The organism is Pantoea sp. CFCC18177 (assembly GCF_059412425.1).
In genome coordinates this window covers 100,593-123,165 of record NZ_JBNBPL010000010.1, presented here as the reverse complement: position 1 = coordinate 123,165, position 22,573 = coordinate 100,593, and the positions used below count along the sequence as shown (strand labels likewise).

Sequence of the window (22,573 nt, the reverse complement as noted above, 5' to 3'; positions counted from 1 at the left end):
ATCAGGTAAGCCATTACGAGTGTCCATTGTCATCCCGCCAGATATGATGTCATAACAACATTAGAATACTCTCTCACCTTGCCGTTCCTGATTTGTTCTGTCCGCAGCACCACACTTGCTGGCAAGCGCATGAAAGGATCTATTCACCCCCATAACACCACCCTTGCAGGGGTTTCATTCATTTAATCTGTATATTTTTATCTTTACTTACCTATACACAAAACTATGACATTCAAAGGGTTAATTATTTTAGTCTTCAGTCCGAACGACCGATTTAACGTGTAGATAGGTCCTGAATGACCCAGCCTTCTCAGCGATGTTCGGGAATGGCCAATCTGCGCAAGGTGAAGAATGAAAAATGTATTGATTGTGGATGATCACCCCGTCACACGCTTCGCCGTCAAGTTGTTGCTTGAAAAGCAAAATCTGGTGGTGGCTGCGGAGGTGAATGACGGTTTGCAAGCCATTGTGCTGGTGAAAAAGTTGCGCCCAGATTTACTCATCATTGATATCGATATCCCTTCACTTAACGGTATTGACGTTGTACAGCGCATCCGCCAGCAAGGGTCGGATATCGGTATTCTTGTGCTGTCGGGCAAGGACAGTGAACACTATATTCGGCGCTGTGCCAGTGCAGGCGCCGATGGGTTTATCAGCAAACGCAAAGAGTTAGTAGAGTTGCATGATGCGCTGAGCGCGATGCGCCGTGGCTACGGCTATTTTCCCGGCGCGCGTGCACGGCGGCTGATGCTCGCTGAGGCGCACAGTGCACAGGATAAAATCGCCACGCTTACCGCCAGAGAAATGGATGTGATGCGTTATCTGGCGCAGGGTATGAAAATTGTTGAGATTGCTAAAATCATGAACATCAGCGACAAAACCATCAGCACCTACAAGTGCCGCATGATGGAAAAATTAGAGCTGAAAAATATGATCGACCTGTATGACTTTACGGCACGGCATAATATGGATTAATTCCGTAACGATAGAGAATAGCGGGCCTCATTGCTTACAAGGCCCGCTGTTCCTGAATGAAATTCTGAATGGCTTGGTTAAGCAGTTGTACACAGCTGAGGGTTTCATCCAGCATCTGTTTAATATCCACGGCCTCTATTGGGGTGACGCACGCCTCTTCCAGCTTGCGACACTGCGCGGCAATGTCTAACGCACCAATGATTTGTACCGATCCTGCCAGTCGGTGCAGGCTGCGCTCCAGTGCCAGCCAGTCACCTTTATCACAGCTGGTGTAGGCGAACTGCATATCGCGCAGGTTCTCTTCACGGGTGGCACTGAGTAATCGCTCTAACATCTCGGCGTCATGGTGCGCCAGATCGCGCAGTGCATTAAGGTCGAGGAGCTGATGCAGTTTGAGGTGCTTTGAGGTAGTGGCGGCAGCTGAACGCGGGATGTTATGCAGGATGGCATCCAACTGGGGTAAACGCAGCGGTTTGAACAGGCAATCGTCCATGCCCGCATCAAGGCAACGCAAGCGCTCTTCCGGTTGGGCATTGGCGGTCAGTCCCATGATCGTCAATGGGCCACGCTGTTTCTGGCGCAGCTGGCGGGTTAAAGCAAAACCATCCATCACCGGCATGCTGCAATCTGTAATCACCAAATCAACGGTATTCTCCTGCCATAGCCATAACGCCTGTTCGCCATTCTCCGCTTCAATCACGTTATGCCCCAGGCGAGTGAGTTGTCGTTTTAGCAATAACCGGTTGGCCGGGTGATCGTCCACCGTCAAAATGGTGAGGGGTAAATTGCAACACTCCTGCTGGGAAACGGCCTCGACCGGGATATCCAGTGCTTTACGGCTGGAGAGCGGGATATGCACACTAATGCGGGTGCCGCGGCCGGGTTGGCTGTGTAGGGTGATGCATCCTCCCATCATCGCCACCATCTGCTCACAGATCGCCAGACCTAATCCTGTCCCGCTCTGTTTTTTGCCTGAAGCCGATTGTTCATAGGGATTGAAAATCAGCTGCTGCTCAACTTCGCTGATGCCAATGCCGGTGTCCTGCACGATCATTTCCAGTTGAATCTGATCATCCTCACGGGGTTGGCTGCGAATCTGCACTTCTACCGATCCATGCTCGGTGAATTTGATGGCGTTACTGATCAGGTTGGAGAGGATCTGCCGCAGACGCATCGGATCGACGTGAATCTCATCGGGATGCAGTGCATCAATGTGGTAATGCAGCAGCAAGCCTTTCTGGCGTGCCAGGCCTGAAAACACCCGCACCACCGGTTCGGCCAGCTTCTCAAAACTCACCCATTCCGTGGTGAACTCCAGCTTACCGGACTCAATTTTTGCCATATCGAGGATATCGCCAATCAGCCCCATCAGAGACTGTGCGGATTCATAGGCCACCCGCACCGACTCCTTATCACACTGCTGCTGGCGATCGGTAACCGCCAGTTCCAGCAGGCCAATAATCGCGCTGATCGGGGTGCGAATTTCATGGCTCATGGTGGCAAGGAAGGTGCTCTTGGTGCGATTTGCCTGCTCGGCGCGCTCCCGGGCTAAAGAGAGCGCGCGCGTCAGGCGTTCATGCTCGGTCACATCCTGCCAGCTACAAATTAAACCCGCGATATTGCCGTAATGATCGCGGAAGGCTTCAGCCCGATGGATCACTTCACGTCGCTCGCGTCCGTTATCGATCTGTCCACGCTGTGGCGGCATAACTCGTGATGTTTGCTCCGCCAGCAGCGTCATATGAGCGTGGCAGATGGTGTGCAATGGGTGCGCGGTATCACTGAGGGGGAGTTGGCTGATGTGGCTGTACTCATCCGCAAAAAAATGACTCCAGGCTGGATTTTTGTTGGTTAATTCACCCGCACTATTGATGACATAAATCGGCACTGGCGTACCGTTAAACAGGGTCTCTTGAAACGCTGCCTGCTCCTGAAGCCGTGCTTGCGCCTCCTTGCGTTGGCGTATGGCGCGGTGCAAATGGTAGTTCCAGAACAGAGTGGTGATTACCAGCAGCGCAAAGATTCCCGCCAGCCAATAGAACTCGTGGCGATAGGCCAGCCAGGTATCCAGTTTGACATCCGGCGTGCCCTGCCATTTCATCGTCAGTTGCGAAATATCGCGGGGAGAGAGGGCCGCCAGCGCTTTATTCAAAATGCTGAGTAGCTCTGGGTTTTCGCGCCCAATGGCAAAGGCGATGCGGGCAGGATGTTCCCCCAGACGCGCCGAAATCTGCAGTCGATTGCTGAAGTAGCGGTCGATCATATATCGCGCGGATATCAGGTTGTTCACCGCGCTGTCGACGCGTCCTTCATTAACCATTTGCAGCGCGATGCTGGCATTCTCAACGTTCACCAGTTTGATATGGGGATAATTTTCCGTCAGCCACTGAGTGAGTTCATGCTGTGGAGTAATAGCGAGAGTGGTGATCTCGCTGAGTGAATTCGGCGATCCCAGCGAATCTTTACTGACTAAAACATAGGGCGGATAAACATAGGGCCGCGAAAATAACGCACGATCTTCCCGCTGCGCGCTGTAGGTCAGTGAGCCGGCAAACTCGGCCTGATGACTGCTCAACTTATCCAGCATGTCGTTGACCGAGGAAGCTTCAACCATTTTGAAATTCAGCCCGGTGCGCAGATGAATCAAGCGCAGCAAATCCGCTGTCATGCCATTGAAGCTGTTCTGACGATCTTTCAGGGTAAAGGGCGCGTCTAAGGGATTGATCACCACACGTAGCACTTTGTGTTGGCGCAGCCAGCGCCGCTCACTGTCATTGAACAGCTGCGGCTGAGCAGCCAGTGAAGCGGGTAGGCTTTGTCCCCACTGGTGAAATAAGGCCTGATGCTGCTGTTGTGGAATGGCATTAATAACCTTATTCACCGCGCGAAGTAGCGGTGCATTGGCAGCGGGGAAGACAAAGCGGTGGCCGGCATCGGTGCGCTCATAAATGCGCACGACCGAGAGTGTGGAAGCGTAGTTGCGCTCAATCAGATAGCTGGCAGAGGTCAGATTGCCGATAAACACCTCATTTTCGCCAAATGCCACCGAGGCTAGCGCGCTCAATGCGGACGGGTAGCGGGTGATTTTTGCTTCTGGATAGCGGCTCTCCACCCATGCATCACTCAAGTAGCCACGCTGCAGGGCGATGTGCAGTTGTGCAGGCTCATCCTGGCGGGCAGACAACCTGTTTTCTTGTGACACCATGGCGGGGAAGTCATCAACCACTGATTGGCTGAGCAAGAGTTCTGGCGGGGTTTCCTGATTGCCTGCGCCCGTAACCAGCATATCCAACGCGCCCTGTTGTAGGGCGTCAAAGGCAGCGCTGCGACTGGGAAAGTAGTGCGTTTTTATCTGAAGCCCAAGATGATGCAGCACCAGTTTGGTGTAATCAGCCGATAAGCCCTCTAAGGTATTCGCGTCGCTGGTGAGATTAAAAGGGGGATTATCGGGTGCATAGACACCCACTTTGATCTCGCGTTTTTTACCCAGCCAACGCCAGTCGTTATCGGACAGGGTAAACGTCAGTGGGATAATTTGCTCGCGACTGAATATCTGCATCATCCGAGACTCTTCCGCCTGCGCGGGCAGAATGAACAGGCTAAAAAAGAGAGTAAGCAGATACGCTAATTTAAGCATGAGGTATTCAGGAGATATTATTGCGTTTGGCGAATTCGTAGAGTCCGACCATATTATGAATGTCCAGTTTCTCCATCAGTCGACGTTTATAAGTGCTAACCGTCTTGTCGCTTATTTTCATTTTTTGTGCCATTTCGACGACTTTCATTCCTCGGGTTAAAAACACCAGCACCTGAAGTTCTTTACTGGAGAGAGCTTCAATTTTTGCTTTGTCTGCTGGTTCATCATCGGCCATGCCATGGCGTTTACGATTCAGCGGAAAATAACCGTAGCCTGCGTTAATCGCTCTAATCGCATCGTGTAATTCCGTCATATTATTGCGTTTACTGATAAAACCATCCGCACCCGCGCTGGCACTGCGTTTGATATAGTGATCGCCGTCCTTACCCGTCAGCACTAAGATGCCGCCGCCAAAGTCATTGTTGCGCAGGCGTTGCACCAGATCGATGCCGTTGTAGGAGGGCATATCGATATCAACGATAATTAAATCCGGTGAGAGTCTTTTGGTGAGGTTCATCGCTTCAAAGCCGTCATCGGTTTCACCGATGACATTCATATTATCCGTTTCAAGTAATAATCGGAGCGCCATCCTGACTACCGGATGATCATCAATAATAAGCACATTCTTCATGTCACAGTCCTGTTAATCACGAAAGAAGTTATTAGATGTTATTTTAATGGTTAATGGATTTTATGATTAAAGCGTGGGTGGCGCAAATGTTAATTTTGTAGTGATTGCCTTACGGCGTTAATATCCATTCCTGACTAACCTTTAATTATTTTTAATATATTATTTATTTCGCGTGGTGTTTTTAAGGTATTTAATTAACAGGCAGGGTTAATCATTGTCGTTGGGCACTGGTGTGCCCAGGACGACAATATTTTATTAGCTGCTTAAATCTGGCTGGCGTACTGCCAGCCAGACTTTTTTCAGCAGGAAGGTGAGGGGAATGGCAAGAATTGCGCCGGTGATGCCGAGCAGCGCTTGCCAGAACAGGAAAGCCAATAGCTGTACCGTCAGCGTCATATTCAGACGTTTTCCCAGCATCAGCGGTTCCAGCACCGAACTCAGCATCAGATTGAGGGCGACAAAAAATCCCACCATCATCAGGCTGGTTTTGATATCGAACATGATAAAGGTCTGGATCACCGGCGGAATTGCCGCCAGGAACGAACCCAATACCGGAATATAGTTGAAGATAAACATCAGCACGCCCCACAAAAAGGCGAACTTGAGCCCAATCATATGGGCTACTGCCCAGACAATCACACCACCGAGTAGACCGGTAAACGTTTTGACTCGCGCATAGACCAGCACGCTCTGAATCCCTTCCTCCAGTGCCGTGAATAAGCGGGAGTGCCGTTCGCTGGCGCGTACTACGCGTTTTAGCAGTGGCAGTTCAATCAGCATAAACAGCAGCATCAAAAACACCATCAGCCACCAGGAGAGTAAGCCGGGAATCATCGACAGTTGCGTGGTGACGAAGCGTACCACCGCCCCCGCATCAACGAAATTCAGCATCTCATCGGCGGTGAGGATAATGCCCATCTGGCTGAGGGATTGCGTCAGGTATTGCAGCTTGGCGGCGACCAGATTAGGCGCCTGGCGGCTGAGTTTAATCAGATCGGGTGCCGACGCGCTGAGTGACATGATGGTGATCACGATCAGCATTAACAGGATGACGATCACCAGCAGTGAAGAGAGGGCGCGAGGAATGCCGCGCTGTGCCAGGCGGCTAATCAGCGGGTCCAGCATGGCGGCAAGAAAAATAGCCAACAGCACCTGATTGATCAACGGTGCAGCGAGCCGCAAGCCCAGTAAAACCAAGGTGAGGCATGCGAGCAGGAACAGGGCTTGCGCCACGGGGGAGAGCGTTTTTAACCAACCCTGGTACATCGGTGCAGTTCTCCAGTCAGCGAGCGGTTACCCAGCGTGGGCAACCGCCTGATCGGGAAACCGCTTACTCGCGCAATTTCCCCTCTTCGATAAACTCTTCATCGATCTCTTCGGCATTCTCACGGTTGTCACGTCCGGAGAGCAGATTCCAACAGGCGATAAACAGTGCTGCAATCAGCGGGCCGATGACAAAACCGTTGATACCGTAAACTTCCATGCCGCCGAGCGTAGAGATCAGGATCAAGTAGTCTGGCATTTTGGTGTCTTTACCCACCAACAGGGGACGTAAAATGTTGTCCACTAAGCCAACCACCACCACGAAGAAACCGACCAGGAACAACCCTTTCCACACCGCGCTGGTGGCGAAGAAGAAAATCGCTGCTGGTACCCAAACTATAGCTGAACCCACCGCCGGGATCAGCGACAGGAACGCCATCAGCGTGCCCCACAGCAGACTGCCATCAATGCCGGTGATCCAGAAGGCGATACCGCCCAGAATCCCCTGAACCACTGCCACCACAACCGTGCCTTTTACCGTAGCACGGGACACCGCCGCGAACTTCATCATCAGATGATGCTTTACGTAGGTTGAAAGCGGCAGCGCTTCCAGCATCAACGCCACTAACCATGCGCCATCCTTTAACAGGAAGAACAGCAGGTAGAGCATTACGCCAAAACCCACGGTGAAGGTGAAGGTACCTTTGCCGATCAGGAACACACTGCCGGCCATGTACTGACCGCCTTTTAACGCAAACTCAGACAGTTTTTGCTGAATCTGTCCGGCATTGTCGAGGTGATTTTCAGCGAGATAGTTACGCGCCCATGAAGGTAAATGCTGCATCAGATCGGCAAACACCGCAGGGAACTGCGACGAGTTGTTCTGCAGCTTGGTGTAGACGGTGTTGACCTCCACCACCATTGAAGAGGTGATGATGGCCAGTGGCGTGAAGACGATCAGGCAAATGATCGCTAAGGTGGCAAAGGCAGCCAGCCCGTTGCGATCGCCCATTTTGCGGCGCAGCAGGGATTTTAATGGATGGAAGATCACCGCCAGAATCGCAGCCCAGAAGATGGCGGAAAAGTAGGGTGTCAGCACATCAAAAAAGGCGACCGTGACGATCGCCAAAATCACAATAAAGAAACCGAAGTTAAGGCCTTTGATTCGCATTGCATAATCTCATGTGTAAATGTGGCGATTGAACTATAGAACGTGAAACGCGGAATGTAATGCTTTTGCCCTGAAGGATTGTCCCGATCTGTCCGGATGGTGTCCGTCAGCGGTCTGGTGCTGACCGCACAAGCAGGTGATGATAGGCGCTAAACTGAGAGGAGACCGCCATGCTGGAACTTCGTCCTAACTGCGAATGCTGTGATAAAGATTTGCCGCCAGAGTCACCGGATGCCCGTATTTGTTCATTTGAATGCACCTTCTGTGTCACCTGCGTGGAAACCATCCTGAACCAGCGCTGCCCGAATTGCAGCGGCGAGTTGGTGCGCCGTCCGGTTCGTCCTGCTGCCGCGTTAGCGCGTCATCCGGCATCGACAACACGACATTTGTCGGCATCGTCAACGCGTTGATTCCGTTGTCTGCACGTCCACTATTATTCTTTTAATGCAATCATCTGCCTGAATTAACCTTTTCTGAGGTGCGATCTTCTATTGTCAGACCCGTCAGGGATGAAAAAACACTCAGTTAAATAGAAAGCGAGGGATAATCCTAAACTCAGTGTAGATAATATTAAGCGCGGTATTAATCACAGATGTATATTAATGGGGCTAATAAGGATTTTTATCTGATAAGCGCGTAAGGGAATGATGAATAACATTGAAGTTTGCTCTGAATAAACAGTCCATTTTAAAATTGGTTTTTGTAATTTCCTTATTTTATAGTGCGTTATGATGTTTTTATGGCAAGTAACGGCCTTTTTTGCGCCACGCTCCTCTGCAAAACAGAAAAGAGTGCTTAATCCCTCCCCGATTCTGGTCAGAGCACAGACCTTATTTGTCAGGAAGTGAGGGGCAGCGAAATATAATTTTCTTTCCCCGTTAAATTTTTACGGTTTTTTCCGAAAAGCAGGGGGTTTTAAAAGAATTTTGCATTTTAAAGTGGTATTGTTTATCGGCAATGCTAGTGATGTGGCGTTGTGTGCTTCAGTTTTACCCTCAAATTTGCAGGGTTTACCCGCTTTATGCAATTTATGGAATTAGCATTCTCCACCCGATCCCCGCGATCGGGTTTCTTTCCCCCTCTCATCTCCATTTTTTGTTCACATTAAGTCCATTTGATGTCAGAAAAGACACAATCGTTAAGAAAGCGATAATTCGCGGTAATTTATTGTAAGTCACCGATTTTTTAGGAATTTTGGAAATCCTCTTTTGCTGCCATTTGATGAATAGTGATACTCAACGGTGCGAGAACTGCCGTTATCATTGGAGGCAACATCATGAAAAAAACTACATCAAATCTTATTGCGTCACTTATTGCATGCAGCTCACTGTTTTCAGCCGTTTCCTGGGCCGATGGCCCGGGTGACCAACACTGGCAGCCGCGTGGCGGCGACCAACATCAGGACCACGGCCGTGGCCCTGATCATGGCGGCGACCGGGGTCCCGATCGTGGTCATGGCCCAGACCGTGGCCCGGATCATCACGACCGTTATGCTGACCATCGTATGCCGGAAGGACACCACGGCGGTGACCACTTCGCATGGAATGGCCATGATTTCCGTCGTGGGCACCCAATGCCGCCAGAATTCCGTGGCCCGCATTATCGTGTAGATGACTGGCGTGAACGTCGCCTGCCGGAGCCACCGCGTGGTGAGTACTGGTCTTATGTTGATGGCAACTATGTGTTGATTGCTGCAGCAACGGGCGTGATCACCTCGCTGATTCTGAATGGCGCGTTTAACTAATATCGCTTGCACGGATGGTGTCCACCATCCGTGTTTCTCTCCGCTTTCTTCGCTCACCAGGTTATCCTCTCTACGGCCCTTTTTTCCTTTCAATGCGCTAAGGAGTCATGATGACCGTGGTAAAAATGGTGGCGGTGGATAAGGACGGCACCTTCCTCGACGATAAGAAACAGTACAACCGGGCACGTTTTCAGGCCTGTTATCAGGAAATGAAACGGCGCGGCATCAAATTTGTGGTCGCCAGCGGCAACCAGTATTACCAACTCAAATCCTTCTTCCCCGACATCTCCAGTGAAATTGCTTTCGTGGCCGAAAATGGCGCGTGGATCATCGACTGCGACGAAGAGTTGTTCTGCGGCTCGTTCTCTCGCGCGGACATTGACGCGGTGCTCGATACCCTGCACAACGGACACTATCCAGAACTGCGCTACATTCTGTGTGGACGCGACAGCGCCTACTACTTCGAAGGTATCGAAGAGAGTTGGCTGGTCAAAATGCGTCACTACTGCCATCGTCTGAAGCCGATTCGCAGCCTCGATGAGGTCGGTGATGACAAACTCTTCAAGTTCGCCCTTAACCTGTCTGATGAATACGTTGAGCCGCTGATGGCGGACATCGAGCGCCTGCATCAAGGCTCGGCTGCGGCGACGTCCAGCGGCCACGGATCGGTGGATTTAATTGTGCCGGGCAATCACAAAGGCCATGGCCTCGATCTGCTGGGCAAGCGCTGGGGCATCGATCGCAGCGAGATTCTGGTGTTCGGCGATGGCGGCAACGATCTGGAGATGCTGCAGCAATCCGGGTTTAGCTTTGCTATGGCGAATGCGCCGCAGAAGGTTAAAGACGTGGCGCGCTTCGAGGCACCCAACAATAACGAAGAGGGCGTGCTGCAGGTGATTGAACAGATGCTGGCGGGTAAGCCACCCTTTGTCATTTAATCGTCATGCAGCCTTAAGCTATTCCTGACTTTGCCGATACTCGATTGTGACGGAACGCACAATTCGCCGCTGAGCGGCAGTTTCTTATCTCAATCGAAAATGCAGTCGGTAAGTAAGGATAAATTATGTTGCCAACCCGTTTGGCTGCCCGCATGACGTTGGGCGGCCTGTTATTGCTTTGTGTTACTACCGCAGTGGTGTTCTCCGTATTGATGTTACGCGGTCAGCCGCGTGTCATCGAAGCCAGCCATACGCTGATTGAGCAGGCCGGTAACAACCTCGTCAGTCAATTGAATCAGCAACTGGTTCGCATCGAAGGCGAAGCCGTCAGTATGGCGCGTCTGGCAGAAGTCCTGCCGCACGATGCCACACTCTGGCAGCAGAGTTTCCCGCAGATTATCAACAGCAGCGGCGATAAAACCATCGCGGGCGGCGGCGTGTGGCCGGAACCGGACGCCTTTACCCCCGGCGTGCAGCGTCGCAGTTTTTTCTGGGCGCGACAGAACGATGGCTCACTGGCCTATTCCGACGGCTATAACCAGCCGGAGAGCAACGCCTATCAACAAGAGAGTTGGTACAGCGCCGTGCGCAGCACTGCGCGCGATCGCTGCGGTTGGTCTGAGGTTTATCAGGATCCGGTGTCCGGCGTGAAAATGGTGACGTGCAGCGTGCCTTATGTGGCAGGTGACCGGTTTGCTGGGGTTGCCACTCTGGATGTACAACTGGATAACCTGGCCGGCTTTATGCAGCAAAAGGGGCAGGTCACGGGCGGATACGCGTTTGCGCTGGATAGCGCAGGGAATCTGCTCTATTACCCAGGTCAGGATTTAAAGACCTTGAGCACCCTGAAAAGCCTGACCGAGAAATCAGCGTGGCTTGCGCCTCTGGCAGAGCAAATTAGCCAGCTTAAAGGTGCAGGTGACGTGCAAAAAATGTCGGATTTTGCCGATGATTATCTGCACACCCGCGCACAGGTGACGCTGTTCCGCATGCCAGGCACCGGCTGGGTGGTGGGATTGGTGACGCCGGAAAGTGTGGTCAGCGGTCTGGCGCGTACCATGATGCGCGACATCTTCACCTTCCTGATCCCGGCGATGATTGTGCTGCTGTTGCTCACCTGGATGTTTACCCAACGTATTGGACAGCGTTTGAAAGCGACACACGTGGCGCTGGACGCCATTGCCCACGGTGATGGTGACCTGACGCGCCGTTTAACCAAAAGCGGACGTGATGAGTTAGCGGATATCGCCGAAGCCTTTAACAGCTTTGTTGATAAAATTGCTGGCGTAATTTCCCGCGTGCAGGGAAGCGGTGAAACCGTTGCCGCCAATGCTTCGGGCCTGGCGCAGAGTAATTACGCCTTATCCGAAAAGATTGCTGAACAGGCCGCTGCACTGGAACAGAGTGCCGCCGCGATGGAGCAGCTTAACGCCACCGTGCAGCAGAACGCCGAAAATACCCGGCTTGCCGATGCGGCGGCGGAGCAAACCGCCAATATCGCGCGCAACAGCAGTGAGGTGATGAGTGAAGTGGTGAGCACCATGGGCTCGATTCAATCTTCCTCACGTCGCGTGGCGGAGATCCTGACGGTAATCGACAGCATTGCGTTTCAGACCAATATTCTGGCGCTGAACGCGGCGGTTGAAGCGGCGCGCGCGGGTGAACAGGGCAGAGGCTTTGCTGTGGTGGCCTCGGAAGTGCGCGCGCTGGCGCAGCGTAGTGCCACGGCGGCGCAGGAGATCAAAGCGCTGATTGCCGATTCAGACAGCAACGTACTGGCGGGCAGTAAGCTGGTGCAGGGCGCAGGCCAGCAATTGACGCAGTTGGTCGGTGATGTGCATAAGGTGAAGCAGGTGGTCAGTGAAATGCGCGTCGCGGGGGATGAGCAGAGCAAAGGGATTGCGGAGGTGACGCTGGCGGTTTCGCAAATGGAGCGGGGCATTCAGCAGAACCTGATGTTAGTGACGCAAACGGCGGAGAATACCCAAGCCTTGCGTGATGAAGCCGCACAGCTGGCGCAAGAGATTGCGATGTTCAAGGTGGTGTAGTTCATGGGCGGCCTTCAGGCCGCCCGCTTTATTAAACCACGTGCCACGCGGCGGCGATCATCTCGGTCAGGGTCGGGGCATCGTAACTCACCCAGCCATTTTTACTGTTGGCGCGTGCCACAATCCAGTCGACCTCGGTGGCGCTCAGCGTCGGACCCTCCTGCCAGAACGGCACAATCGCGTGCTGTTGCAACCAGGCTTTGAGTGCCAGCGCCGGTGGGGCCGGATCCTCTGGCAGCAGCGCTTGACCTAACTGCGCCATCAGACGCTGTTGATCGGCATTTTCACTTTCGGCCAGCACATCAAGGAACGGGAACAGTAAGCGACCACAGACTTCACCGTGATGGAACGGCTTAATCGCGCCCAGTTCACCTGCGATCCCGTGGATCACACCCAATCCTGCACTGCTCAGGCAAACGCCGCCAAGCCAGGAGGCCATCATCATCGCTTCACGTGCTTCGTCACCTTGCTGGTCGTCACGGTTCAGGTTCGGCCAGGCTGTAAAGAACAACCGCAGGCCGCTCAGTGCGGTTTGCTGGGTGAAGAGATTCCCTTTACGTGACAGGTACGCTTCGAACAAGTGGGTAAAAGCGTCAATGGCGCAGGTCGCGAGCACGCTATCGGGCGCACCTTTTAACAAATCAGGATCGAGAATCGCGACATGCGGCACAAACACCGGATGGCGCAGCGACGCTTTAACCTGAATATGCTGTTGATCGGTCACCACGGCATTTTGCGTCGCTTCGCTGCCGGTCCCTGCGGTGGTCGGGATGGCAATCAAAGGCAGCGTGATGGCCTGAACGGCGGTATCCCCCACTTTTTCCAGATAGCGCGCGGTATTCAGCGGATGCTGCATCATGGCACTGAACGCTTTTGCCGCATCCAACACGCTACCGCCGCCTATCGCGACCACACGGTCAACGTGACCGCGCCAGCGGTTGACCCACGCATCGATTTCATCGGGAGAGGCTTCATGGCTGACAATCTCGTAGCCCAAAATCTGGTCATTCAGCGCGGCACCCAGTCGTTGCCAGGCCGGGCCATTAAGAAATGAGCGGCCACAAAACAGCAGAGTAGGTTGGGGATTGGCCGCGAGTAACGGCACCAGGCGGTCAATGCTACCGCGACCAAACAGGGTTTGTTGATTACTGTACAACTCGATCAGATTCTCACTCACCTGCATGTCCTTTTTGAATGGCGTGAATCATCTAGTGTAACCAAAAGCCGTGACGTCCCCGTGGCAAACATTCTGATAACCACCAGGCAAAAAGTTGATCACCTTCGCAAAACAGAAATTCCGCCGCCGCATCTGATGCTTTGTGCGCAATGTTACCCTTAACATGATACCCGTAACATTGCGTAAGCGACTTAACGCCAGGCGCAGATGTCGTGAAATTCAAAGTCCTCTGGGATAACCAAAAACAAACCGCTGCCGACTTCTCGTCGTACGCAAAAGTGGAGAAAAATTATGCCATTACTCTATGTGGCGATTGGCGTCGCATTACTGCTGCTGCTGATGATCCGTTTCAGACTCAACGGGTTTATTGCGCTAATCCTGGTCGCGTTGGCGGTGGGCATGATGCAAGGAATGCCAGTCAATAAAGTGATTGGATCAATCAAAGCCGGTGTCGGTGGCACATTAGGCAGCCTGGCGCTGATCATGGGCTTCGGTGCCATGCTGGGCAAACTGCTGGCGGATTGCGGCGGGGCGCAACGTATTGCCACCACGCTGATCGACAAATTTGGCCCGAAGCATATTCAATGGGCACTGGTGCTGACCGGGTTTACCGTGGGGTTCGCACTGTTCTATGAAGTCGGTTTTGTGTTGATGTTGCCGCTGGTGTTCAGCGTGGCAGCCTCAGCGCGAGTCCCGTTACTCTTTGTTGGCGTGCCGATGGCGGCCGCGTTGTCTGTAACGCACGGTTTCCTGCCTCCGCATCCGGGTCCAACGGCGATTGCCACGCTGTTTAATGCCGATATGGGTAAAACGCTGCTGTACGGCACGCTGTTAGGTATCCCAACGGTGATTCTTGCCGGTCCGGTTTATGCGCGTTTCTTGAAAGGCATCGACAAGCCGATCCCTGAAGGACTGTGGAACCCGAAAACCTTTACTGAAGCGGAAATGCCAGGTTTCGGCGTCAGCGTGGGCACTGCACTGGTTCCGGTGATTCTGATGGCGCTGCGCGCAGTGGCCGAAATGGTGTTGCCCAAAGGGCACCTGTTATTGCCGTATGCCGAGTTCTTCGGTGACCCGATCATGGCAACGCTGATCGCGGTGTTAATCGCCATCTTCACCTTCGGTCTGAACCGCGGCCGCAGCATGGATGAAGTGATGGGCACCATTACCGATTCGATCAAAATCATTGCCATGATGCTGTTGATCATTGGTGGTGGTGGCGCATTCAAGCAGGTGCTGGTGGACAGCGGCGTGGATAAATATATCGCCAGCATGATGCATGAAACCAACGTCTCGCCGATCTTTATGGCGTGGTCGATTGCCGCTGTGCTGCGTATTGCGCTGGGTTCTGCAACGGTAGCAGCGATTACCGCAGGCGGCATCGTCGCACCGTTGATTGTCACCAGCGGCGCCAGCCCAGAACTGATGGTGATTGCGGTGGGTTCCGGCAGCGTGATCTTCTCGCACGTTAACGATCCCGGCTTCTGGCTGTTCAAGGAGTATTTCAACCTGACGATTGGTGAAACCATTCGCTCGTGGTCGGCGCTGGAAACCATTATTTCGGTGTGCGGTTTGGTGGGCTGTCTGCTGCTCGCAAATGTGATCTAAATGCAAGGCTGAGGTATTGCACCTCAGCCTTATGCCAGCGGTCTACTGTGCCAGGGCACGGAAGGCCGCTAACTCCTCTTCGGGCATTCCGGCGGTAAGTGCAGCCGCGCAGATTTGCTCCCAGCTATTACTGTCCAGCGGAATGCCATCACGATCGCGATCAACGCGATTCTGCTCCTCCCATTCGCCTGGCACCTGAATCGGTGCATCACCGCTTTGTGGTGAACGTTTCACCCACTCAAGGAAAGATTCCGCCTCTTCCTGCATCGCAGGGGCATCGAACGCCTCGGGATTGACGATAATCGTGGTCATGCAGTTGAAAATAGCATCATGGCTGCTGACCAGGGTGGCATCGTGGGTGGTGCGGCCACCGGAAAGCGCACCACCGAGAATCTCGCACATGGTCGCCAGTGCATAGCCTTTATGCAGGCCAAACGGCATCAGCGAGCCATAGGGGGCCTGATGCATCACACCTGGTTCCGTGGTGGGCTGGCCCTGATGATCGATTAAATAACCCGGCGCAACCTGCTGGTCTTTATTCCAGGCCACGCGTGTTTTGCCAAAGGCAATGCCGCTGGTGGCGAAATCGAGCAGCAGCGGTTTGGCGTCACGACGTGGGAAGATGGCGCAGAACGGATTGGTGCCAAAACGACGATCGCTGCCATTAAACGGCGCAACCATGGGATCACCCATCACATTGACGAAATGGAAGGAGACAAACCCCGCCGCCGCGCACTGTTCCGCCCAGTGACCAATACGGCCGATATGGTGCGAGTGATGCAGCCCAACCGCCGCAATACCCAACTTCGCTGCACGCTCAATACCGTGCTGCATGGCCTCGTGTGCTGCAACCTGACCAAATCCGTTGTGGCCGTGCAGCGTGATAACGGCACCCGCATCTTTTTCGATGGTGGCGTGCTGGTTAAGCTGCAGAAACCCCTGAGACAGAGAGTTGATATAGCTGGGGATCATGCCGACGCCATGTGAATCGTGGCCTGCCAGATTCGCGGCGACCAGGTGATCGGCAACCAGACGCGACTCTTCAGCGCTGCTGCCTGCGTGCAACCAAATGGCCTGGACAAACTGATGCAACTGGGAAGGGGGAATACGATAGAGGGCACTCACGCGGTTAATCTCCATGTCATCATTAATCAGGCATCCTGCGCCGAAAGTATTAATAACCGCAAGTAAGTGTTTTAAAAGCAAAGGGCCACAAAGCGTGGCCCAAAATCTTAGTGCGGCTGTTCAAAGCCGGCTTTAACCATTTGTTCACGCAAAGCGCGGGTAATTTCACGGTTCCCACCCGTGACAGGATAAATGACATTATTGACGACATCGTCAAGGTAGTGCTCTTCAAACTCTTGCATGGTGAGTTGTGTGCCACCCTCATCATTAATGGCAATACTGCCACTGATGTGGTTGCCATAATCCTTTGCCTTCAGGCTGTAACGCCCCATGCTGGTATTAATCGTGCTCATAAGATCTCCTTGTTACGTAGGCAGTGATAACAATTGAGGCCTGCTAGAGGCGCTGTAAGTTTAGACAGCGCAGAGGGACCTTGTGCGGTCAGGGGAGGGGGTAAAATCACGACCTGCGACCGGTCTCGCAGAAATTTAATTGAAGTGAAAGTAACAACGCCGACAAGACGTGACCCGGCTCGCACCCGGCAGCGAACTCAGAATGATCATCTATACTGGAATGGAGACGCGTTATTTTTCATCACTGAAGGAGCGAATAATGAAAATAATCCTGTGGATCATTGCCATCATCTTTATTGTGGGACTGTTGACGATTACTGGCGTGTTTAAACTGATTTTCTAACACTAACAGGCACCTTTGGGTGCCTGTTGAGTTTATTCGGCGCGCGATGCGGTCCACTCGTCATAGGTGACCAGCGGCGGATGCAAATCTTGCTGATTAATTGGCTTGCCACAGCCCGCACAGCAAGCCCCATGGTGACGAGGTGCACTGTTATTTTCACGCTTTGGCAACGTGAAGAAGAATTTTACGCAACCGCAGTGGCTACAGCGAATGGTCATCTCAATTTTCCCCTCTCTCCTTCCTGGAAAGATGAGATTTATCTTATTCATCCTGTGAGTTCAATTCATAAATTTAATTAATTTGTTTACGATGTAAATGACCTGCGATAAGTGGCTGAATATTAACTTATATCCTTAAGTAACTATCACGGGTAGTGTGCATTTTTTGCACCTGCTAACCATGAAAATGCTGCCGCTTGTGCGCGTAATTATGGCTGATGCGCCCTCTAAAATTTCCTCATAGTGAGCCGGATAATCCAGACATAACCTGGAGCTTTTAAGCTCTTATTTGCATACCTTTCCCGATCTTGATGTTGAAAAACGGCAGCATTGCCAGGATGGAAATGAGCTGCTGCCGGCAGAAGATCTTACGGGAATTTTTTTGTGAATCGGACTGTTTTTACCACTCTAATGAGTGGCATTTTGATCTTGATGATCACGCAATCGACACCCGCAGCGACCCTGTCACAAACCCTTGAATCAGGGTGGAATACCTTCAGTAGCAATGCGGTCAAGACGTGGGAGCAACCGCAAAATGATGACTTTTATCTGCCCGCTATCACCTGGCATAACCGTTTTGCATATGATGACGAGCACATCAATAAATACAATGAGCGGCCGTGGGGCGCCGGGGGTGGTGTTTCTCGCTGGGACGAAAAAGGGAACTGGCACGGTCTGTATGCGATGGTGTTCAAGGACTCGTTTAACAAGTGGGAGCCCATTGCAGGATACGGTTGGGAGGCGACCTGGCGTCCGCTTGATGATCAGAACTTCCACATCGGGGCAGGGTACACCGCAGGTGTGACGGCGAGAGATAACTGGCGCTATATTCCGGTTCCGTTGATTTTACCATTAGCATCAATCGGATACGGACCAGCTACTTTCCAAATGACTTATATTCCAGGCACTTATAACAATGGTAATGTCTATTTTGCCTGGCTAAGATTCCAGTTTTGAACGGTGAAGAGCGTCAGAAAGTGTGAAGAAGGTGGAAAAAATCAATATTTATCACTTTTTCATCAATTCGCGCTGGACAAATGTCACCGCAATTGCTGTACTACACGTCGACACAGTTTAGTGTCCATTTTTCATGTAAAGGTAATATAGATGTCCAAGATCAAAGGTAACGTTAAGTGGTTTAATGAGTCGAAAGGCTTCGGTTTCATTACTCCAGAAGATGGCAGCAAAGATGTATTCGTACACTTCTCTGCAATCATGAGCAATGGTTTCAAAACTCTGGCTGAAGGTCAGCGTGTAGAGTTCGAAATCACTGACGGCGCTAAAGGCCCATCTGCTGCTAACGTTATCGCTCTGTAAGTTAACAGTTAGAATTCTGAAAACCCGCCTAATGGCGGGTTTTTTTTCGCCTTAATTTTACATCTGCCACCAGGTGTGCGCATAGGCCAGCACGGCAGCGATCGCGACGCTGGTAGCGATAAGTTCATTCAACGTACGTGGGACTAAATTTTTCATGGCTTATGCCTCGGAAATTCATTTCCTCCAGCATGGCAAAGCCAGGTTAAGCCAACCTTAAATTGCCGTGACACTCCGATGACAAGGCACATTCTGCGGCGTATCTCACAGATAATCCCAGTAACATTCTCATAACAATCCTTACTTGCAGCTTTTTGCTGAACAACGCTATATAACTGCAGTCAGGGACTCATGAGGAGGCAGGATGAACATACGTCAGGCACAAGCAAAAGACAGTTTTGCGCTGAGTGCGCTGTTAACGGAGTTGGGTTACAGCGGCACGGAAAAATTTATTGATTCACGTCTGGCTCAATTGTGTAGCCATCCCGATGAGATATTGCTGGTGGCGGAGCATGGCAATCAGGTATTGGGCTTTCTGTCACTGCATTTCATTCCACAACTGGCCCTCTCTGGCGACTTCGCACGCATTAGCTATTTCTGCATTGCTGAGGGCGAACGCAGCAAAGGCAGTGGGCAGCAGCTGCTCAATCACGCTGAGCAGCTGGCGATAAAACGCGGATGCGACCGCATGGAAGTGCACTGCCATTCATCGCGCCTTAAAGCGAATCAGTTTTACTCGCGAGAAGGCTATGTTGAGTCACCGCGCTATCACATCAAAGATCTGGGGTAGTTTTCAGTTCTCGACCTGAGGCGATGACGATAGCGTCTGCGATGCTGTCCAGCTGTTCGAATGGCAATAGCGCGGCGCTGACGCGGATAAATTGCCGACTGTTAATGCTACAGCGCTCACCTGGCAGCACGGCAATGCCACGTGCAGCTAAGGTAATCATCGCGTACTGTTCTGACTCCACCGGAATCAGAACACTGAGCCCATCACGCTCATCCAGCACCATTCCACGAGCCGCCAGTGCCGCGAGCAGCTGTTGGCGGCGCTGTGCATAGGCGGTTTTTGCCCGCTGGATACACTGTTGCGTGGTGTCATCAGTCAGCATCCATGCCACGGCGTCTTGCAAAATTCGACTGGTCCAGCTCACGCCAAAGTTACGCCATGACTGTAATCGTTTCACCATATCTGCCGTACCGGACAGCACTGCCAGCCGGAGATCCGGGCCATAGGCTTTGGAGAACGAGTGGACGTGGATAACGCGTTCCGGGAAGTGAAAGCCCAGGCTCCAGACCGGCCAGCGTGACAGGTCGCCGATGCCGTCATCCTCCACAATCAGGGTGTTGCTGTTTGCCAACGCGCGGGCCAGTTCGGCGCTGCGGCGCTGGGTGACGCTGTGCCCTGTTGCTGAATGGGTGCGCGGCTGATAGATAAACATCGCCGGTGACTTTTGCAGATGCGTGGTTAAAACGGCAGGCAGCGGGCCTTGCTCGTCACAGGGCAGCGGTAAAATTTCTGCGCCGATATTATCCAGCATATCCAACAGGCGTGTGGCAGTCGGATCTTCGATGACCACGCGATCGCCAGGCGACAGCAAGGTTTGCACGATCAGGTTCATGGCATCAAATCCGCCATCGGTGGCGAGCCAGGCCTGTGCCGGATAGGGCCAGCGCGGCTGGATCGCAGCCTGTAACTGCGGCGAGATCGCCTCACGTTGATAGCTGTTGAGATCGGTTGAGGTAATGCCCGCCAGCATCGCCTGTCTGAGGTCCGGTAGCAGCGCAGGGTCCGGCGACGCCATCGCCAGTGACGCTTTAATGTTTTCACCGTAATTGCCAATTTTTTCAAAGCGAATCGGGCGGGGCAGCACGCTGTTGCCACAGACCCAGACACCACTGCGACCTTTTCCCGCCAGCACTTTCTGCTTCTTCAACTGCGCCCAGGCAGCAGATACGGTTGCCGGGCTGACGCCCAACCGTTCTGCCAGTTCACGTACCGCCGGCATCTGCATACCCACCGCGATTTCCCCGTCACGAATCAGAGTTGAAGTGGCGTGAGTAATCCCCTTCACCGAAGCGTCATCAATCTGTTGGCTAAGCCACTCTACGTCTACATTTTGCGTCATAAGAAAATCATTTGTTCAGTAACAAAGAATTGATTGTTCAGATTAGTATTCGCGTTTTAGACTCAATTTCAAGCACTATTTGATTAAAAAATAAACAATGCCTTGGCTGGCAGAAAACGGGGAAGTACAGATATGGTAACCATCAGACTGGCGGTGCGTGACTGGGATTATTTTACCCCGCTAGCACTCGGCGATATCAAACCAGAAGGCTTTACGCTGGAGATTGACCGCGTAGGTACGCTGGTCGATAACCTCGCAACCAGCGACAAATACGATGCGGGTGAAGTCTCCTTCAGCCGCTATGCTCAGGCATGTGCCAGAGGTGACTACGCGTTGCTGGGCCTGCCGCACTTCCTGATGCGGGGCTTTCGTCAGCGCTGCATTATCACCACCGCTGACAGCCCCATCACCACGCCTGCACAGCTGAAAGGCAAAAAGATTGGTGTCACGGGGTGGCAGGATTCCGGCAATACCTGGACGCGTACCGTACTGCGTGAAGCGGGTGTAGATATTGATGATGCCTACTGGTTTGCGGGCCGTCTGACCGAAGATCACCCGATTGTGGACCGTCTGGCGGGCTTTGGCCGTCCGGGCCGCATCGAGCCTGCTCCGGGTGAGCGACCGCTGATCGACCTGCTGAAAGCGGGCGAGTTGGATGCGGTATTCACGCCGTTTATGCCTGAGGGCTTCTTCCTGAAAGACTCCGGTTTACGTCAGCTGCAGGCCGACTTTGCCACTGCCGAGCGCGACTACTTTAACCGCGTTGGTTATGTGCCTGGCATTCACATTTTGGCGATGAAACCGGCGTTGGCAGAAGCGCATCCCTGGTTGCCACAGGCCTTAAGCGAAATTATCGATCGGTCGTACCAGATGTGGATGAAGAAACGTGAGAAGTATGCGGATACCACGCCGTGGTTGCTGGATGATTTGCGACGTACCGCGCAGGAATTACCGGCCGACTGGAATCAAAACGGATTCTCAACTAACAAAAAGATGATCGCCGATTTTGCCAACGAGCTGTTCCAACAAGGCTTAACCAAAACATTGCTGACGCCGGAAGCGATTTTCCCGGCCGTCGCGAAAGGGGAGTGATGATGAAAGTTGCAATGGGACAGTTTGCTGTCAGCCGTGAATGGCAGGAAAACACCGATATTTGCATCGGTCTGATGAACAATGCGCTGGCGGGTGGCGCAGATTTGCTGGTACTGCCTGAAGGCGTGCTGGCGCGTGATATTGCCGACCCAGACCTGGTACTGAAAGCGGCACAGCCTCTGGATGGCCCTTTTGTGACGCAACTGCTGGCGGTGAGCAAGGGTAATGACTTAACCACCATGATGAGCGTGCACGTGCCAACTGAAGGCAACAAAGCGTTGAACGTGCTGATTGCCATCCGTAACGGCGAAATCATTGCCGCTTACGACAAATTACACCTCTACGATGCCTTTGCGATGCAGGAATCTCAGCGCGTCAATCCAGGGAATGTGATCCCTCCGCTGGTTGAAGTGGCGGGGATGAAAGTGGGCCTGATGACCTGTTACGACGTGCGTTTCCCGGAGCTGGCGCGTCGACTGGTGCTGGATGGCGCAGACGTGCTGGTGCTGCCTGCCGCATGGGTGAAAGGTCCGCTGAAAGAGATGCACTGGGAGTTGCTCTGCACCGCACGCGCCCTGGAAAACACCTGCTACATGGTGGCCGTGGGTGAATGTGGCCCGCGCAACATCGGTAACAGCCTGGTGGTCGATCCGCTCGGTGTGGCCATTGCTAAAGCGCCTGAGTCTGCCGCGCTGGTGTTTGCCGACCTCGATCCACAACGCATTGCTTACGCCCGCAGCGTATTACCGGTGCTGGAAAACCGCCGTTTTGCACGTCCTGAATTAAAACCACTTTGATAGACTTTGG

21 protein-coding genes are annotated in these 22,573 nt (G+C 52.8%); 12 read left to right on the top strand and 9 right to left on the bottom strand.

Features of this window, described 5'->3' with window-relative positions:
- Nucleotides 1–351 precede the first annotated feature (351 nt).
- A complete protein-coding gene (locus ACPUC8_RS12855) occupies nucleotides 352–975 on the top strand; it encodes a response regulator (RefSeq protein ID WP_039330550.1) in 624 nt (207 codons plus the stop codon).
- Between the two features lie 34 nt (nucleotides 976–1,009).
- Here ACPUC8_RS12855 and ACPUC8_RS12850 read toward each other — a convergent pair whose 3' ends face one another.
- From ACPUC8_RS12850 to ACPUC8_RS12835, 4 genes are all read right to left on the bottom strand, one after another.
- The gene (locus ACPUC8_RS12850) at nucleotides 1,010–4,612 is read right to left on the bottom strand and encodes an ATP-binding protein (RefSeq protein WP_494926447.1); all 3,603 of its coding nucleotides are present in this window, start codon (nucleotides 4,610–4,612) and stop codon (nucleotides 1,010–1,012) included.
- Nucleotides 4,613–4,619: 7 nt separating this feature from the next.
- Entirely contained in the window at nucleotides 4,620–5,243 is a 624-nt protein-coding gene (locus tag ACPUC8_RS12845; protein WP_494926446.1) for a response regulator, read from the bottom strand.
- Nucleotides 5,244–5,498: 255 nt separating this feature from the next.
- Nucleotides 5,499–6,509 (bottom strand): AI-2E family transporter, encoded by a 1,011-nt coding sequence (locus ACPUC8_RS12840; RefSeq protein ID WP_494926445.1) that lies wholly within the window; start codon nucleotides 6,507–6,509, stop codon nucleotides 5,499–5,501.
- Between the two features lie 64 nt (nucleotides 6,510–6,573).
- Nucleotides 6,574–7,677, bottom strand: coding sequence for an AI-2E family transporter (locus ACPUC8_RS12835; RefSeq protein WP_039330546.1), 1,104 nt, complete (start codon nucleotides 7,675–7,677; stop codon nucleotides 6,574–6,576).
- Between the two features lie 170 nt (nucleotides 7,678–7,847).
- Here ACPUC8_RS12835 and ACPUC8_RS12830 point away from each other — a divergent pair, with 170 nt between their 5' ends.
- The 4 genes from ACPUC8_RS12830 to ACPUC8_RS12815 all read left to right on the top strand — a co-directional run bounded on the left by ACPUC8_RS12830 (nucleotide 7,848) and on the right by ACPUC8_RS12815 (nucleotide 12,407).
- Entirely contained in the window at nucleotides 7,848–8,087 is a 240-nt protein-coding gene (locus ACPUC8_RS12830; RefSeq protein ID WP_039330545.1) for a DUF1272 domain-containing protein, read from the top strand.
- Between the two features lie 866 nt (nucleotides 8,088–8,953).
- Complete coding sequence (locus tag ACPUC8_RS12825) at nucleotides 8,954–9,421, top strand: RcnB family protein (protein WP_039330544.1); 468 nt, start codon at nucleotides 8,954–8,956, stop codon at nucleotides 9,419–9,421.
- Nucleotides 9,422–9,531: 110 nt separating this feature from the next.
- A complete protein-coding gene (locus ACPUC8_RS12820; protein ID WP_494926444.1) occupies nucleotides 9,532–10,359 on the top strand; it encodes a Cof-type HAD-IIB family hydrolase in 828 nt (275 codons plus the stop codon).
- Between the two features lie 125 nt (nucleotides 10,360–10,484).
- On the top strand, nucleotides 10,485–12,407 hold the full coding sequence (locus ACPUC8_RS12815) for a methyl-accepting chemotaxis protein (RefSeq protein WP_494926443.1): 1,923 nt from the start codon (nucleotides 10,485–10,487) through the stop codon (nucleotides 12,405–12,407).
- A gap of 31 nt (nucleotides 12,408–12,438) precedes the next feature.
- Here ACPUC8_RS12815 and ACPUC8_RS12810 read toward each other — a convergent pair whose 3' ends face one another.
- On the bottom strand, nucleotides 12,439–13,590 hold the full coding sequence (locus ACPUC8_RS12810) for an iron-containing alcohol dehydrogenase (RefSeq protein ID WP_494926442.1): 1,152 nt from the start codon (nucleotides 13,588–13,590) through the stop codon (nucleotides 12,439–12,441).
- 285 nt (nucleotides 13,591–13,875) lie between these two features.
- Here ACPUC8_RS12810 and gntT point away from each other — a divergent pair, with 285 nt between their 5' ends.
- Nucleotides 13,876–15,192, top strand: coding sequence for a gluconate transporter (gene gntT / locus ACPUC8_RS12805; RefSeq protein WP_039330541.1), 1,317 nt, complete (start codon nucleotides 13,876–13,878; stop codon nucleotides 15,190–15,192).
- 42 nt (nucleotides 15,193–15,234) lie between these two features.
- On the opposite strand, the gene ACPUC8_RS12800 is transcribed toward gntT, so the two are convergent.
- Both ACPUC8_RS12800 and ACPUC8_RS12795 read right to left on the bottom strand, forming a co-directional pair.
- Nucleotides 15,235–16,317 carry a malate/lactate/ureidoglycolate dehydrogenase gene (locus ACPUC8_RS12800; RefSeq protein WP_494926441.1) on the bottom strand — a complete coding sequence of 361 codons (1,083 nt, stop codon included), beginning with the start codon at nucleotides 16,315–16,317 and terminating at the stop codon, nucleotides 15,235–15,237.
- Between the two features lie 107 nt (nucleotides 16,318–16,424).
- Nucleotides 16,425–16,670, bottom strand: a complete 246-nt coding sequence (locus ACPUC8_RS12795; RefSeq protein WP_039330540.1) for a hypothetical protein — start codon at nucleotides 16,668–16,670, stop codon at nucleotides 16,425–16,427.
- A gap of 202 nt (nucleotides 16,671–16,872) precedes the next feature.
- Between ACPUC8_RS12795 and ACPUC8_RS12790 the strand changes: the two genes are divergently transcribed.
- On the top strand, nucleotides 16,873–17,013 hold the full coding sequence (locus tag ACPUC8_RS12790) for a small membrane protein YohP (protein WP_494926440.1): 141 nt from the start codon (nucleotides 16,873–16,875) through the stop codon (nucleotides 17,011–17,013).
- A gap of 32 nt (nucleotides 17,014–17,045) precedes the next feature.
- Here ACPUC8_RS12790 and ACPUC8_RS12785 read toward each other — a convergent pair whose 3' ends face one another.
- The gene (locus ACPUC8_RS12785; protein ID WP_039330539.1) at nucleotides 17,046–17,231 is read right to left on the bottom strand and encodes a hypothetical protein; all 186 of its coding nucleotides are present in this window, start codon (nucleotides 17,229–17,231) and stop codon (nucleotides 17,046–17,048) included.
- A gap of 384 nt (nucleotides 17,232–17,615) precedes the next feature.
- Here ACPUC8_RS12785 and pagP point away from each other — a divergent pair, with 384 nt between their 5' ends.
- The 3 genes from pagP (at nucleotide 17,616) to ACPUC8_RS12770 (ending at nucleotide 19,335) form a co-directional block, all read left to right on the top strand.
- Nucleotides 17,616–18,188 (top strand): lipid IV(A) palmitoyltransferase PagP, encoded by a 573-nt coding sequence (gene pagP / locus ACPUC8_RS12780; protein WP_494926439.1) that lies wholly within the window; start codon nucleotides 17,616–17,618, stop codon nucleotides 18,186–18,188.
- A gap of 150 nt (nucleotides 18,189–18,338) precedes the next feature.
- Complete coding sequence (gene cspE, locus ACPUC8_RS12775; RefSeq protein ID WP_034829024.1) at nucleotides 18,339–18,548, top strand: transcription antiterminator/RNA stability regulator CspE; 210 nt, start codon at nucleotides 18,339–18,341, stop codon at nucleotides 18,546–18,548.
- Between the two features lie 361 nt (nucleotides 18,549–18,909).
- Nucleotides 18,910–19,335 (top strand): GNAT family N-acetyltransferase, encoded by a 426-nt coding sequence (locus tag ACPUC8_RS12770; protein ID WP_039330537.1) that lies wholly within the window; start codon nucleotides 18,910–18,912, stop codon nucleotides 19,333–19,335.
- On the opposite strand, the gene ACPUC8_RS12765 is transcribed toward ACPUC8_RS12770, so the two are convergent.
- Nucleotides 19,319–20,674 (bottom strand): aminotransferase-like domain-containing protein, encoded by a 1,356-nt coding sequence (locus ACPUC8_RS12765; protein WP_494926438.1) that lies wholly within the window; start codon nucleotides 20,672–20,674, stop codon nucleotides 19,319–19,321. The two genes, ACPUC8_RS12770 and ACPUC8_RS12765, sit on opposite strands and share 17 nt — an antisense overlap.
- Before the next feature lie 132 nt (nucleotides 20,675–20,806).
- Between ACPUC8_RS12765 and ACPUC8_RS12760 the strand changes: the two genes are divergently transcribed.
- Nucleotides 20,807–21,766 carry an ABC transporter substrate-binding protein gene (locus tag ACPUC8_RS12760; RefSeq protein WP_494926437.1) on the top strand — a complete coding sequence of 320 codons (960 nt, stop codon included), beginning with the start codon at nucleotides 20,807–20,809 and terminating at the stop codon, nucleotides 21,764–21,766.
- A 2-nt stretch (nucleotides 21,767–21,768) separates the two neighbouring features.
- Entirely contained in the window at nucleotides 21,769–22,563 is a 795-nt protein-coding gene (locus tag ACPUC8_RS12755; protein ID WP_039330534.1) for a deaminated glutathione amidase, read from the top strand.
- Nucleotides 22,564–22,573 lie beyond the last annotated feature (10 nt).

Coding starts and splice junctions, on each gene's coding strand:
- ACPUC8_RS12770 (WP_039330537.1), top strand. CDS start 18,910: ATGAACATACGTCAGGCACAAGCAAAAGACAGTTTTGCGCTGAGTGCG.
- ACPUC8_RS12830 (WP_039330545.1), top strand. CDS start 7,848: ATGCTGGAACTTCGTCCTAACTGCGAATGCTGTGATAAAGATTTGCCG.
- ACPUC8_RS12765 (WP_494926438.1), bottom strand. CDS start 20,674: ATGACGCAAAATGTAGACGTAGAGTGGCTTAGCCAACAGATTGATGAC.
- ACPUC8_RS12795 (WP_039330540.1), bottom strand. CDS start 16,670: ATGAGCACGATTAATACCAGCATGGGGCGTTACAGCCTGAAGGCAAAG.
- ACPUC8_RS12825 (WP_039330544.1), top strand. CDS start 8,954: ATGAAAAAAACTACATCAAATCTTATTGCGTCACTTATTGCATGCAGC.
- gntT (WP_039330541.1), top strand. CDS start 13,876: ATGCCATTACTCTATGTGGCGATTGGCGTCGCATTACTGCTGCTGCTG.
- ACPUC8_RS12810 (WP_494926442.1), bottom strand. CDS start 13,590: ATGCAGGTGAGTGAGAATCTGATCGAGTTGTACAGTAATCAACAAACC.
- ACPUC8_RS12855 (WP_039330550.1), top strand. CDS start 352: ATGAAAAATGTATTGATTGTGGATGATCACCCCGTCACACGCTTCGCC.
- ACPUC8_RS12820 (WP_494926444.1), top strand. CDS start 9,532: ATGACCGTGGTAAAAATGGTGGCGGTGGATAAGGACGGCACCTTCCTC.
- ACPUC8_RS12845 (WP_494926446.1), bottom strand. CDS start 5,243: ATGAAGAATGTGCTTATTATTGATGATCATCCGGTAGTCAGGATGGCG.
- ACPUC8_RS12760 (WP_494926437.1), top strand. CDS start 20,807: ATGGTAACCATCAGACTGGCGGTGCGTGACTGGGATTATTTTACCCCG.
- ACPUC8_RS12755 (WP_039330534.1), top strand. CDS start 21,769: ATGAAAGTTGCAATGGGACAGTTTGCTGTCAGCCGTGAATGGCAGGAA.
- cspE (WP_034829024.1), top strand. CDS start 18,339: ATGTCCAAGATCAAAGGTAACGTTAAGTGGTTTAATGAGTCGAAAGGC.
- ACPUC8_RS12835 (WP_039330546.1), bottom strand. CDS start 7,677: ATGCGAATCAAAGGCCTTAACTTCGGTTTCTTTATTGTGATTTTGGCG.
- ACPUC8_RS12840 (WP_494926445.1), bottom strand. CDS start 6,509: ATGTACCAGGGTTGGTTAAAAACGCTCTCCCCCGTGGCGCAAGCCCTG.
- ACPUC8_RS12850 (WP_494926447.1), bottom strand. CDS start 4,612: ATGCTTAAATTAGCGTATCTGCTTACTCTCTTTTTTAGCCTGTTCATT.
- ACPUC8_RS12785 (WP_039330539.1), bottom strand. CDS start 17,231: ATGACCATTCGCTGTAGCCACTGCGGTTGCGTAAAATTCTTCTTCACG.
- ACPUC8_RS12815 (WP_494926443.1), top strand. CDS start 10,485: ATGTTGCCAACCCGTTTGGCTGCCCGCATGACGTTGGGCGGCCTGTTA.
- ACPUC8_RS12790 (WP_494926440.1), top strand. CDS start 16,873: ATGATCATCTATACTGGAATGGAGACGCGTTATTTTTCATCACTGAAG.